The 13136-nt window shown below is 53.9% G+C and carries 11 protein-coding genes; 4 read left to right on the forward strand and 7 right to left on the reverse strand.

Annotated features, from left to right (window positions below; all coding sequences use genetic code 11):
* Positions 1 to 1301 (forward strand): autotransporter domain-containing protein (locus tag ACR0DH_RS19995; protein ID WP_480885039.1); only part of this gene is annotated, 1301 nt, incomplete at its 5' end.
* 219 nt (positions 1302 to 1520) lie between these two features.
* On the opposite strand, the gene ACR0DH_RS20000 is transcribed toward ACR0DH_RS19995, so the two are convergent.
* Entirely contained in the window at positions 1521 to 2426 is a 906-nt protein-coding gene (locus ACR0DH_RS20000; protein ID WP_480551781.1) for a LysR family transcriptional regulator, read from the reverse strand.
* Between the two features lie 144 nt (positions 2427 to 2570).
* On the opposite strand from ACR0DH_RS20000, the gene ACR0DH_RS20005 reads away from it, so the two are divergent.
* The 3 genes from ACR0DH_RS20005 (at position 2571) to ACR0DH_RS20015 (ending at position 5751) form a co-directional block, all read left to right on the forward strand.
* Entirely contained in the window at positions 2571 to 4145 is a 1575-nt protein-coding gene (locus ACR0DH_RS20005) for an arylsulfatase (protein WP_480551779.1), read from the forward strand.
* Positions 4146 to 4290: 145 nt separating this feature from the next.
* On the forward strand, positions 4291 to 4686 hold the full coding sequence (locus tag ACR0DH_RS20010; protein WP_480551777.1) for a DUF4345 domain-containing protein: 396 nt from the start codon (positions 4291 to 4293) through the stop codon (positions 4684 to 4686).
* Between the two features lie 84 nt (positions 4687 to 4770).
* A complete protein-coding gene (locus ACR0DH_RS20015; RefSeq protein WP_480551775.1) occupies positions 4771 to 5751 on the forward strand; it encodes a formylglycine-generating enzyme family protein in 981 nt (326 codons plus the stop codon).
* Between the two features lie 471 nt (positions 5752 to 6222).
* Here ACR0DH_RS20015 and ACR0DH_RS20020 read toward each other — a convergent pair whose 3' ends face one another.
* The 6 genes from ACR0DH_RS20020 to ACR0DH_RS20045 form a co-directional block, all read right to left on the reverse strand.
* Positions 6223 to 6345, reverse strand: coding sequence for an ArdC-like ssDNA-binding domain-containing protein (locus tag ACR0DH_RS20020; protein WP_480852957.1), 123 nt, complete (start codon positions 6343 to 6345; stop codon positions 6223 to 6225).
* A gap of 24 nt (positions 6346 to 6369) precedes the next feature.
* Positions 6370 to 6468: an ArdC-like ssDNA-binding domain-containing protein gene (locus tag ACR0DH_RS20025; protein WP_480551773.1), complete on the reverse strand. Its 99-nt coding sequence runs from the start codon at positions 6466 to 6468 to the stop codon at positions 6370 to 6372.
* A gap of 203 nt (positions 6469 to 6671) precedes the next feature.
* Positions 6672 to 7565, reverse strand: a complete 894-nt coding sequence (locus ACR0DH_RS20030; protein WP_480551771.1) for a hypothetical protein — start codon at positions 7563 to 7565, stop codon at positions 6672 to 6674.
* Positions 7556 to 8146 (reverse strand): hypothetical protein, encoded by a 591-nt coding sequence (locus tag ACR0DH_RS20035; RefSeq protein ID WP_480881707.1) that lies wholly within the window; start codon positions 8144 to 8146, stop codon positions 7556 to 7558. The genes ACR0DH_RS20030 and ACR0DH_RS20035 overlap by 10 nt, the downstream gene beginning before the upstream one ends.
* 640 nt (positions 8147 to 8786) lie before the next feature.
* A complete protein-coding gene (locus tag ACR0DH_RS20040; RefSeq protein ID WP_480551768.1) occupies positions 8787 to 10346 on the reverse strand; it encodes a sensor histidine kinase in 1560 nt (519 codons plus the stop codon).
* A gap of 832 nt (positions 10347 to 11178) precedes the next feature.
* Complete coding sequence (locus tag ACR0DH_RS20045) at positions 11179 to 12870, reverse strand: Ig-like domain-containing protein (RefSeq protein ID WP_480551766.1); 1692 nt, start codon at positions 12868 to 12870, stop codon at positions 11179 to 11181.
* Between the last annotated feature and the right edge of the window lie 266 nt (positions 12871 to 13136).

Below are 13136 nucleotides of genomic sequence, written 5' to 3' on the forward strand. Positions count from 1 at the left end.
GGGAATCAGAAACGGATGATGGAAGTGCGCGCGCGTTCCGATGGGACACCGCGACCGCAGACATGCTCGACCTCGGAACCCTGCGCGCCGACAATCTCGGGTTTAGTTTAGCCTATGCAGTCAGCGCGGACGGCGCGGTCGTCGTGGGGGAATCAGATACGGATGATGGAAACTTCCGCGCGTTCCGGTGGGACACCGCGACCGCAGACATGCTCGACCTCGGAACCCTGCGCGCCGATAATAGCGGGAATAGCTTCGCAAGTGCCGTCAGCGCGGATGGCACGGTCGTCGTGGGGGAATCAGATACGGATGATGGGAGCACTCGCGCGTTCATCTGGCGGACGCAGATGCAGGATCTGGAAAACCTGATACTGTCCTTCCCGGTACTTGCCAATGACACCGAAGTCGCGGTGGCACAGCAGCAGTCTGTTGTCGAACGTCTGCTGGATGAGACCTGCCTGGCCGAAGTGGGGCAGGCCTGCCTGCGCGTCGGCGGCTGGCTGTCCAACACTGGTGCTACGGGAGACCAGAATATCGGAGACCGAACAAGCACTACCGCCATGCTCACCTATGGTTACGGCCTGAGCAACCAGACCACCCTGGGCGGCACGCTGAGCCTTGGCGGCACCAATTTGGACGCCAATGGCTTCGATATGGGCACCACACTCGGCCTGAGCATCTGGAGCGAGTACAGCGAGACCGGCCTGGCCCGTACCGGCTGGCAGGCCTCCGCCGCACTCGGCTGGGGGCGAGAAAGCGGCGACCTCAGCCGCGGTCGCGGGCTCGAGAACGTCCTGATCTCCAGCGGGGAAGCTGACCTAGAAACCCTCTCCGCCCGCACCACGCTCGGCTACGGCTTCGACCTGCGAAACGACTGGCTGGTCACCCCAAGCCTGTCGCTGTCCCATTCCCTGACCTCGCGCGATGGCTATGCCGAGCACGGCGGCGATTTCAACGCAACCTATGACCGGCTCGAGATGGACCGCACCACACTCACTTTGGGGGTCGATGCAGAACATGCCGTCTCCGAACAGGGCACCCTGCTTCTGGGCCTGGGCATCGATCATGACCTGAGTGCGGATCGCGCCGTCCTGACGGGCACCTCGGACATGCCGGGTATGGAGGCCTTTGCGGTATCCAGCGCGCTGGAACGCCGGGACACCCGTGGCTATCTGAGCGCAGGCTATGCGCATGACCTGGGCAATGACCGCACTCTCTCGGGCCGCGCTCAGATCGGCCAGTCAACCTTCGGCGACAAGCCGCAGGTCGGCCTCGGCATCCACTACGGCATGCGCTTCTAACACCACCACTCACGGATAGCACTACATTCCTGAACGCACCGTCACCTCGCCCCGGTCTGTTCGCCGGGGCGGGTTTTTTTTGGCGGCACCCTCACAACCCCCAGCTCATGCCGCGATCAATCTCCCTCTCGGCCTGGCGTTCTAGCTCCTGAATTTGGGTGCTCAACACCAGATAGTTCACTCTCAGCGAGATGAAGAACCCTTGAACGCAGACCGAACTCAGCGAGCCTCAAAGCTATTCAAGGCATGCCAAAATGCATCAAGGGCATCGGAACGATTGCCCACCTTTCTAGCCGCGCAAATATTCCAGGGTAGTGGTGCGGTCATTTCGATTTCCTTAATCATTTCAGCGCTTAGAAGTTCTCGAAAATCCTCTTTCATCGCACCAACAATCACATTCGGTTCAGACAAAAGGCTGGTCAGAAAGGCAAAATCGTCGCTTTCAATCTGGGGTTGTTTCCCAACCAGATCTACCGCCTCCTGACCCCCGCCAAGCGCTTCGACAAGCTTCGCTTTCCAGTGCTTGTGCAGATAGGGCGATGCAAACGTATGTGCGAGGATATCGGCAATTGAGCACGGGCCCTTTTTGTGGATTGGATGAGATGGATGGGCGAGAAACGAAACGCTTTGTTTTTCCATGACTTTAAGCTCCACACCCTCGGCAGTTGACGTGTATGTCAGATCGCCAACAAATACGTCGAATGCACCGCTTTGCATAAGGTCTAACGGTCGGCCATAGGCGCTGACGAGGACTCTGAAACGCAAATCAGGAAACGACTTGCGGACGGATTTCAAAACAGGAGCAATGATCGTTCGTGTCGTGAGCGGATCACATCCGATCTGCAACGTTTCAACGCCATTGTCGCGGATGGCGGTGACCCGGACATTATAGCGATCCAATTCCTGTCGTAAGTGTTGCGCATTAGGTAAAAACTCTTTGCCCATACGGGTGAGGGAACTGTTGTTCCGGCTCCTGTGAAACAGGGTAAAACCCGCGTCCTCTTCTGCCTGAGCGATATAGCGCGAGAGAGATGCAGTGGACACACCCATATCCTTCGCCGCTTGTTGAAAGCTGCCTGTTTTGGCCAAAGCCAAAAAAGCAGTCAGTGCGTTTTCATTGAGCATGGTTCATCCCGGTTGCAAAAATTGATACTTAGAAATCGTAAACTGAAACTGTCATCCAGCGTTGTTGTGCCATCCAGGGTGTAACCCCTAGAGTAATTTGTATACTTTCGTTTCCCGTTTATCCCCAACAGCACAGAGGACATAATGAAACCCATTCGATCTTTACTTGTATCGGCCGCGTCTGCTGCCGCAATTGCTGGTGTTTTGCCCGCTTGGGCCGACACGGAAAGACCAAATATCTTGTTCATCATGGCGGATGACGTCGGATGGGCGAGCCTGGGGAGCTATCATCAAGGCGTCAAAAGCATCCAGACGCCCAACCTTGATCAACTGGCATCCGAAGGGATGCGAATGACCGATTATTACGCGCAACCCAGCTGCACCGCCGGGCGGTCCGCATTTATTACCGGACAGTACCCGATGCGCACTGGCATGCACACTGTCGGGCTGCCGGGGGATGACGAAAAAGGCCTTAACGAAGATGACCCGACATTGGCCAACATGTTGAAGTCTCTTGGTTATACGACCGGGCAATTCGGCAAAAACCACTTGGGCGATATGAATAAATTCCTGCCCACTGTCAAAGGGTTCGATGAATATTGGGGATGGCTGTACCACCTCAACGCTATGGAATACACTTCAGACCCTGACTGGCCGGATGACCCGGATTTCAACAACACATTCGGGCCGCGCAACATCATTCACGCTTATGCGACAGACACTGTCGATGAAACCGTCGACCCTCGGTGGGGTTTGGTGGGCAAGCAGCGCATTGTGGATGATGGACCCGCCCCACCTGAGCGTCAAAAGACATTGGATGACGAAGTTACAGCCCATACGATTGATTTCATCGATCGCGCTGTGGAAAGCGATACGCCCTTCTTTGTCTGGATGGCACCAGCCCGCGCCCATGTCTGGACCCATCTGAGCCCGGAATATGAGGCAATGCTGGGCGACGGTCGTGGCCTGCAGGATGTGGTCATGAAAGAACTGGACGACAATGTGGGTAAGGTTCTGGCTCACCTCGACACGTTGGGCGTAGCCGACAATACAATCGTGGTGTTTACCTCGGACAATGGCCCCGAAACAATGACGTGGCCTGACGGTGGCACCACTCCTTTCCACGGTGAAAAGGGCACGACATGGGAAGGCGGTTTCCGCGTTCCCGCGATCATCCGCTGGCCGGGCAAAGTTCCTGAAGGCGTCGTAAGCAATGGTATTTTTGCTGGCCTCGACTGGATGCCGACACTGGTAGCCGCCGCTGGTGGGCCGGACAACCTGCCGGAGGCTCTGATCGACGGGTATGAGGGGTATAAGGTCCACCTTGACGGCTACAATCAGGTGTCTTTCCTAACCGGCGAAACGGACAGCAATCGCAAGGAAATCATCTACTACGAGGGTCAGGATCTACAGGCCGTGCGGTATGGCGACTGGAAAGCGCATTTTACGGTCCAGACAGAAGGTTGGGCGGGTCCAAAAGAGGAACTGAACGCGCCACTTCTGTTCAACCTGCGTCGCGATCCTTATGAAAAAGCGGCAGAGGAATCAGGCATGTACACGCGCTGGATGGGCAACAAGATGTGGGCCTTTGGTCCGGCCGCAGCGCTGGTGCAGCGTCATCTGGCCACCTTTGCAGAATTTCCACCCCGTGGCTCGCAGATCACCAATCAGAAGCATGTCGAAGAACAGGTTTCGACAGAAGGTGGCATGTCACAGTAAGTCATCACCGATTGGCAAGGCGGTCGTCCCGCCTTGCCATTTGATCCATGGTACAAGGTGCTCAGGTCAACCCCTCACAGACCATGGGATTTCAGACTGTTTCACCTGTCTCTGATCCGCTAATCGCAAAGGAGTTTCATGCGAGATGCCAAAAACACTGACGCGTGAAAGGGTTTTCCTGTCTTTCGCATCAATCGGTTTGCTCCCGATTGCCTTAAGCTACGGCGCAAACCCACAGGTTGTTTTGCCAGCACTTTATGGTTTTGACGTTTCGACCATCAACCTTACCCATATTTTCCGCGCGATCATGGGTCTGTATCTTGCCCTGATCGCCTTTTGGATTGCCGGTGCTGTGAAACCGTCGCTCACCGGCCCAGCGTTGTGGAGCTTAGTCGTGTTCATGCTGGGGCTTGCTGCGGGGCGCTCCGTTAGCCTCGTGCTGGATGGCGTCCCGCATTGGCTGATGAGTACTTTTTTGGTTCTGGAGATCTGTTTCGGCCTCTGCGGTGCATGGTTGCTTGTGATCCGGAAATCTGAATGAGTTTTTGAAGGTGAGTTTTGGGCGACCAGCCCGAAGGGTAGATAGAAACGAAAGGGTTAAATGGTGTGGAAAGCTAGGTCCATTATGACCGTCGTGATCGCGGGTTTGATTGCAACCATAGGCTACGCGCGTTGGTCAACCGATGACGGGTTTGTCGATATCCCTGGCGGCTCCTTCCTTATGGGCTCCGAAAAGTATCGCCCCGAAGAAACGCCCGTTCAAAACGTGACGGTCTCCGGGTTCCGGATCAGTCGTACTGAAGTAACCAATTCACAATTCGCTGAGTTTGTGGCCGACACCGGGTATGTTACGACGGCCGAAAATGGCCTAGACCCTGAGAGCCATCCCAATGTGCCCGACGCATTGCGTGTGCCCGGTTCAATGGTGTTTGCCCAACCTGCGCAACATGTCGACCTCGACAACCCAAATCTATGGTGGCGCTATGTGCCCGGTGCAAACTGGCGACAGCCTACGGGGCCGGGCAGTTCTATCGACGGGATGGACGATCATCCGGTTGTGCAGGTGTCGCCGGAAGACGCTGCCACCTATGCGCAATGGGCCGGCGGACGCCTCCCGACCGAGGCTGAATGGGAATACGCCGCACGCGGCGGTCTTGAGGGTGCCAACTATACTTGGGGCGACGCATATGATCCGGCTCAGGGCTGGAAAGCCAACACCTGGCAGGGTCGGTTTCCCAACGAGCATCTGGCTGATGATGGCCACGCTGGGACGTCCCCCGTCGCCAGCTATGTGCCCAACGGTTTTGGTCTTCACGATATGGCGGGCAACGTCTGGGAGCACGTCTCAGACTGGTGGGTGCCGCGTCACCTTGCGCCCGAAGGCCATGATCCGACAGGCCCTGATACAGAAATCGCAAAGCACTATGCCAACCCCACGATAGGGCCCATGCGTGTTGTCAAAGGCGGATCATGGTTGTGCGCTCCAAACTTCTGTCAGCGCTACAGGCCCGCCGGTCGGCAGCCCGCGGAGTTAAGTCTGGGAACCAATCATATCGGATTCAGAGTTGTGCAACCTCTCGGAACATCGACATTTGAACGCCAATAAAGCCTGATGAGCAAATTTGAGAACGCATTCATCTGAGGTATAGCAGAAACAGAAAAAGCCCAGGATCTCCATTAAACGCTGGCTACGGATATCAAAACCAAAACGAACACTTGTGAAACGCTATTTCTCATAGCGTCAGTTCGGTCGTCTATGACGAAAAATAGCTTTCGCCTGCTTTGTTTAGATTGGCTTCACTCATCCCGTCCGCGGTATGTACCAACAACCGGTTTTTTTGCAGCCGCGCAGCGTAGCAAACCGACCATAGCCGTAATGGCAGAAAAAGTGATAATCCAAAAGGAAGGGTGAGTTCGGAAAGCTACCGACTGAGCAAAACGAAACGGCCAGTGCAAGGACATGGTTGTCCTGACCCACATCCGAGAACATTTCGCTTTTTTCCTTTGGCAGCCATGGTCGCCCGCGCATGTGCAATCGCGCTGTCAGGTTTCCCTGAAGGCTTTGACGAAATAGTCGCTAAGCGGTTTGATAGGTCATCCACATCTGTGCGGCGTAGCCATGGGCGACAGGGGCTGACCAGAGCAGGAAGATGTTGAGGCCGCGGTAGGCGATGCCGTTGTGGCGCAGGGGCCGGGTGATGCGACCGGCGAGGTGCTCGGCGCTTCAAGGCTTGTGCCAGGGTCGGGTGCCAGCTTCGAGAACGGCAATGATCTTCTCGGTGATGCGGGTGTAGATGTCGGGCTTTGCCATATAGTCCTCCATTGTCTCGTCCCCATGCGGGACGCGGGAGGAAATGGCGAGTTCAAAAAGCTGCCCATGCATGGTCAACACGGGAGCGTCAGCGAATGGAGCGGGCAGACCATTGCGCAGACGGCGGCGTCCGCCAGACTCGCGATCCCCTTGCTCGCACGGGGATGAGACGGTGCAGTTCAGAGCGGTAAGCCCCCTACCCCACCGGACCAGGATCAGATGAACGGTGCGATGGCATACTGAACAACAGCGCTCAAGTCACGCTGCCGCAAGATCCGATTGTCGGGCATCCAGTTCTCTGCGCCCTCAAATCGGACCGTTTGTACTGGACCATCTTTCTGATAGCCCTCAAAACCGTCGCCATCGCAAAAGCGCCGCGCGAGGATGTCGATTGCCTCCTTGACGGTTTCTGCGTGCTTGCCAGCCAGTACTGCTTCGAATGCAGAACGTAACGCCTCCGTTCCGCCTTTGTAGTGCTCTAGGCAATAGCAGAGGTCATGCGCATCTTTGGGTTCGCCCCGGTGATCAAAGGCGAAAGCCTTGAGGCAGGAGAAACTGACAATATCAGCATGCCGGATTGTCTCGGTTGTGACGCCACCATCGTCCAGAAGTTCGGCTGTGATATCCACGGTCTCATGGTGATCCAGCACCATCGCTGAATGCGGAATGTGGATCGCCGAAACCGCACCTTCCGAGGGTAGTTCCTGAAGCGCCCCACCCCTCTCATCTCCGGCGTCAGCCAGGAATTCGAGTATCAGTACAGTGCCGTCGACCAGCTCTTGCTGCCAGCGCCATGAGAGCTTTTTACCCTGATCGTTTTCCGACCTCTTGAACCCGATGGCCCTGATATTGTCCTCAAGCGTCCGGTAGGCCTCGGTATCAGCAAGCAGTTTCATGTCCACAACGACATCAACGTCCCCGGTTCCCGCATGTACAGGCACCGCCGGTGGGCGTTCCTTGATGAGGTAGCGTGGCGTCAGGCCACCCACGAGAAAGATGGAGTCGCGCCACGGTCCCAAATGGCGGATCAGCGTGACCAGAACGCGCTCACAGGCCTCGGTGACAGTTTGGTTGTAGCCTTGAATGGCCGTCGGTTTCTTCATTGCCATACCAGTTTCTGTGACCGCAGATGCTCTGCCATTTCCTTGGAACGGCCATGATCTTCCAGAAGGTCGAGATAGACTTGCAGCGGCGAGGCAAGCATACGTTCCCTCTCGTCGTGCATCCTGTGCCGACCTTTGGTGGGTTTTTCTTCAATCACTACCAGGTTTGCACCCTCTGAAACCTCGCGGGCACCCAAAGTGGAAATGAGCCAATCGTGCGCCCGCTTACCAAAGACCCGCACCGTCAGGTCGGAGACATTTGAAAGAAACGGCGCATATGCCTGTGCAGCGAACTGCCCGGTAAACTCCAGATCAAAATCGTCGTAGTAGTTCGCACCCTTGATTTCGCGGGCCAAATCCTCGGGTTTCATCCGCGGCACGTAGTATCGGCTCCGCTTCGACGCACGGCTTGCCAGAATGCTGTCACGCCAGGCATCCAGGAGGACATCTGGCCAGATCAGCCCACGCCGTTTCGCAGGCCCCTCCCCTCTCACATCCAGCCAATCGCAGCGCTCAAGATCCTTGAAGGTCTCGGAAACGGTCGCGGCAGACACACCGGCATTTTCGGCAATCTCCGAGCCACTCACCCATTCGCCTGGACGATCGAACAATGGTGGAGACTCTACAAAACAAAGCGGCCCTACAGTGTACTGGGCTATCGCCCGCCAGCACCTGAAACCATCATCCCGATGGATCAAAGGCCGACGATGCACTAACAATCAATTTGGACCAGCCAGATGAGGCCGCTCAAGGCCAAAATGCGATCCCGCCGAGCGCAAGAGTGGCGGAAGGCGTGGCGCAAGCTGGAGGCCATGCCGAAGCGGAACGGATCCATTCTTCGCAAAGCATGGAATTGCGCACCGTATCCAGCCGACCCGGGATACCTGCTTGAGTTCCTAAACATTATGACATCGGTTGGGTTGATATAGACGCCTTGCCAATCGGTCCGGAAGTCTGTGGTCGTGGTGAACCGATCGAAGCTTCCGTCATCATCAGGATAGTGGAGGTTTAAGGCAAAGGTTGCTTCGCTCGCCGTGTCTAGCGGCAACAGAAAGTTTGGAACGACACATTGCGTAAAAGGGGTCGTCGGCGCCGTGATGAATGCGCTTAAAAACCTATGGAAAATCGCATGCTCATGAAATGCCATCGCGCGAAACGTGTATCGCTGATGACCGGCATGAGCCCACGCCATAAGCTCTGAAAACGGATAATTTATTCAAATCCCAATCATTGGATTGATGGAACGGTAAAGTACATGCTCGTCCCATCACGCTTGTCAGGGTCGATCCAGATCTTTCCCCCGTGGCTGTTTACAATTGCCCGAGCGAGCGCCAATCCAATCCCTGAACCATGAGAAGACCCAGTTGATCCTCGCACGAAACGATCAAATACCATATGCTTATCAACGTCAGCGATACCAGGGCCGTTATCATGACAACCGATCTTCCAGTTTCCTTTATCTTGATCAACAGTTATTGATATTGAGACATCTGGGTGACTATGCTGGATGGCATTGTTGACTACTATACTGATGACTCGCCGAAGCTTGGTATCATCAACCAAAGCAAGGGCGGTTTCGGTGGTCGGATTGAAAGATAGCGTACCTCCATTCCGAATTACCATCGGCGCCATTTGTTTTACAACTTCATCACACAGATCATTAATGTTTGTCTCAATCAACTCGGCTCTATCAAGGCCAGACTTTTGTCTAGCGAGGTAAAATACATCTTCTATGAACTTTCCAAGTTCTTCAGAGGCTTTCTCAATCCGACACATCGATCGTTGAAGATCCTCAAAGCTAAGATCGTGACCAAGCCGAGAAACTTCTGCTTCACCACGAATGACTGTGACTGGTGTACGAAGCTCGTGCCCAATATCTGTTAAGAATTGCGTTCGCATCTGTTCGCGTGTGCGCAACTCCAGATTCGCCTTCTCAAGCTCTTCAGTTCTACTCTTAACAGTTTCTTCAAGGGTTTTGGTTATTTGTGATCGAACATACCGCTCATGTTTCAATTGAGCAGCCATACTATTCAGATTTGCTGCCATTCTTGCAAACTCGTCGGTCCCTCTTTCACTAATTCGAAAATCTAGATCTCCGGTGGCAAATTTCGAAATGCCGTCATTGAGTGCAGCAATCTTTTTAGGGTGCCGGAATGCTAGGTAATATGCCAGAGATAGCGACATCACCAAAGTCAAAATACCAATTGCTGCGGTGATCGTAATTGCAACTTCATTGATACGTTTTGCATCTCGCCTAACGGCTTCCAGTTGCTCTTTCTCATGAGAGACAACCTGTTCGATTAGACTGCTTACGCGGCCATCAATTCTTTGAGTGAAGCTGTCATTCAAAACAATGCGGGCTTCTTCTTCGTCTCCGGCGGCGAGCAAACCAGTCGCGTGTTGAATGTCTTGAAATGCAAGACGCACTTCATGCGAAATTTCTTCGATAACAGAGATCTCATCAAATGTCTGTTCTGAGTTGAGTTGCATTTCTTGAAACTCAAGCTGTCTGATTTTAAGCAGTGAGCTCTCGATCTGTTCTTGTGTCGTGTATAGATCAAAGGTTAGAGAAGCACCTGGACCGAGCAAGTCTCTTCGAGCATGTTTAAAGTGTTTGTAAATTGATGCGGACAACCCTAGGTAACCAGACAACTCTGAGTGCGCAAAGTTCATCACTTCAAGATTTCTCTCTGCCACATGTGAACGCCACATTGAGAATGCTACGAGTCCCAGTAGTAGTATTGCACTGGCCATTGAGTAGAGACCAATTTTCAGCCCTGTAGTCATGCGCATTCTCCGTGCCACTCGACCTGGAAATGCCCAAGATATGAAAGACTCACGCAGCAGTTGTATCGTTGACGGATGATAGGGCATGATCCTAGATCGCGTCGTTTTGGGACGCCGAGGTCACTTGGCGTCGATCTGGAGCGGCTATTGAAATCATCGCATTTCACCCTCTTATCGTGACGATTAGAGGAGTGTATTCGCTTGGCACTATTTAACGGGGGGGAATTTGTTTCTTTTCTTCCCATCGAGCGATTGACAATGCCAAAGTCACCTGGGTTGGGAGAAAAGAACTCCGAAGGTCGGGCTTGAAACGTAAACTGTTTATTCCACTCATCAGAACCGAAGAGGAATGTATTGGCTATGTTCCTTGAATCTTCATCCAGGGTTAATATCTGCGGGATCAACACTTGGAACATTGTGCCAAATCGTCACGAAAATCTCGGTTACTTGTAGAAGCTATTGTGGCTGCTGCACGCAGGACAAAATCAGAGTAATCACTGGTTCTGCTTGCAAGGTTTCCTGCACAATTACAGGGCCATTGAGCACCAGAATCCTTGGGATCAAAGGTGGCCACCGAAAATTCTAGACTATTCTCACTCTGTGTTGCGATAACTCGCGAAGAATCAGTGTTTAGGTTAATCCCGCTGAACAGAGGTATCGAAGTCGCAAATGTGGGCGCGACCCCTGAGAAAACAATATACTTCATAAGAATGAATACCTTTTGGCTTATTTGTCTTGTTTCATCTCCGAAAATTGAGGTTTTGGCAAGCTGTTAACTTGGGGCGGGGTTGTGGTGTGTTCGGGAGTGTAATGAGATCGGTGAGAGATGTGATCAGAACTCCCAGTCAAAGCCGACGTTTGCGCCGTAGCTGTGGAAGTCGGTGGCGATGCCGTCGTAGAATGCACCAACATTCATTGTTGCTCTGGCGTCTGTGTCATAGGTCAGGCCCAGATGGGTACGCCCACGCCAGTTTTCGAACTCAGGGGAGGCTGACGCGCCGTCTGTGGAGGAATAAACACCGGACAAACCGCCTGTCAGTTCCAGTGTGCCAGTCGAGACGGGCAGGAGTTGGCTGAAGTCTAGACCGGCGCTCAACTGCATCAGGCTGACAGTCTGGCCAGGGATCGTGTTGCCCAGGCTGTCGGTATAGGCCTGCTGGCTGTCTTCTGTGTAGGTGAAGTCCAAAAGTGGCATCAGGGTAGTGTTCTGGGCCTGGTACTCCCCTGTAGCACGCAGTTGCACCAGCCAGCGTTCGGTTTCGAAGCTGTCGGAATAGATTCCGAACGGGGTGATGTCGTTGTCAGTCTGGCCATAGAGCAGGCGGCCCTCGAAGTAGAGCGGTTGCTCGAGGAGCTTTGCCACGAAGTAGGGGCCAACCATCCAGCCATGACCGGAAGCGTTGTTGGTGGGGTCATCGGCATAGTCGAAATGGACCATACCTCCGATCAACAGGTTTGGGTTCACGAAACCATGCGCTCCGAGCGTGCCAAGCGTGTAGGACCCATCTCCCGACCAAGAACTCCTGATATCCGCCCAGCCGTTGCCTTGCGACACGCAGCTATTGATCGAACCAGCCTCTTCTATGGCGTTGGCGCTGAATGCCCCACAGCCCTCGCCCATCAGAAAACGGGTTAGGCCCGGCTGGTTGGAGGCCAGACTGTTGGCGCGGCCGAGCATGAAGCCCGCGATAGCCACTTGGGTGGTCTCAACGACCTGGCCGCCGATGATCAGCACGTTGGATGCAGTGTTATCGTTGTTTTCGCCGTCCTGTGCAGCTGCGGCGGGTACTGCGATCTCCACGTTGCCTGCATTTGTGGGTATCACAGTCAGTGTGTAGGCCGAAGGGCCGCCAGTTATAGCGGTGACCGTTCCGTTGGTCACCGTCACGTCGTTTGCCAAGTCATCAAAACCCGTGACGCTTTCGTCAAAGGTCGCGCTCACGGTAAAGGGGTCAGTGCCGGTCAGAAATGCAGGACCGCCGGATAGGGTGACTGTGGGTGATGTAATATCCGCCGGGACCGCTGTGTTGATGAACCTAGTCCCGCTCACACCACTCCAAGCAACCTCCCAGTTTTTTAAAACACCATCGGCAGGATCTGTGGCTCGAAACGTAATACCATAATAGTCATCGGACTGATAAGTTCCTTGGATCCCATCCAATACCAAATTTGCAGCATCTACGAATCCGCAGTTTTGCAAGTCGGAGACGGTTATTGTAGTACCTAAAGTGGTTGGAAGATTGGCTGAGGAAGCTGGGTTAAGGACCGGACCGTTGAAATCTACCCGGATATAAGCAGCTATATTACCCGATCCCACTGGATTCTGGAACGCTCGCTTAGTAAACGTGCATGGTCCAACAAGAAAATTTTCTTGGCGCTCTTCAATATCAAGCGCCCACGCTTGCCCGCTTCCGATCAGCATAGCTGCTGCGGTCACTGCCGCCAGTGTCGTTGTTTTCAGCTCTGCAAACAAGCCCTTACCTCGGTGATGCCTATACATCATGTATTCAATAATGCCTTCCATGTGACGGTTAGTCCGATAGATGCTTGCGAACCACGACCAGTTTTAAATGAGCGACCCCTTAGTCAGCGCGCGTCTTATGTATCTTGGGGTTGGTCAAACTGGGAAATTTGGTGTTTCATTTAATGAATTTACAACTGGTTCAAAGCTATTAGCTGCTGATCCTTACGGTGGTTTCACTAGGGTCAGGACCCATTGATTTCCGCGTTGGTGCATGATTCACGGTTCGAAAAACGAGCGGTGACCATGTCTGATCTTTTCTGGCTCAC

The sequence above is a fragment of the Ruegeria sp. I1 genome (assembly GCF_056532675.1).

Bases quoted from the DNA above. Each gene is read 5' to 3' on its own strand.
- ACR0DH_RS20000 (WP_480551781.1), bottom strand. From the start codon at position 2,426: ATGCTCAATGAAAACGCACTGACTGCTTTTTTGGCTTTGGCCAAAACA.
- ACR0DH_RS20005 (WP_480551779.1), top strand. From the start codon at position 2,571: ATGAAACCCATTCGATCTTTACTTGTATCGGCCGCGTCTGCTGCCGCA.
- ACR0DH_RS20010 (WP_480551777.1), top strand. From the start codon at position 4,291: ATGCCAAAAACACTGACGCGTGAAAGGGTTTTCCTGTCTTTCGCATCA.
- ACR0DH_RS20015 (WP_480551775.1), top strand. From the start codon at position 4,771: ATGACCGTCGTGATCGCGGGTTTGATTGCAACCATAGGCTACGCGCGT.
- ACR0DH_RS20025 (WP_480551773.1), bottom strand. From the start codon at position 6,468: ATGGAGGACTATATGGCAAAGCCCGACATCTACACCCGCATCACCGAG.
- ACR0DH_RS20030 (WP_480551771.1), bottom strand. From the start codon at position 7,565: ATGGCAATGAAGAAACCGACGGCCATTCAAGGCTACAACCAAACTGTC.
- ACR0DH_RS20040 (WP_480551768.1), bottom strand. From the start codon at position 10,346: ATGACTACAGGGCTGAAAATTGGTCTCTACTCAATGGCCAGTGCAATA.
- ACR0DH_RS20045 (WP_480551766.1), bottom strand. From the start codon at position 12,870: ATGGAAGGCATTATTGAATACATGATGTATAGGCATCACCGAGGTAAG.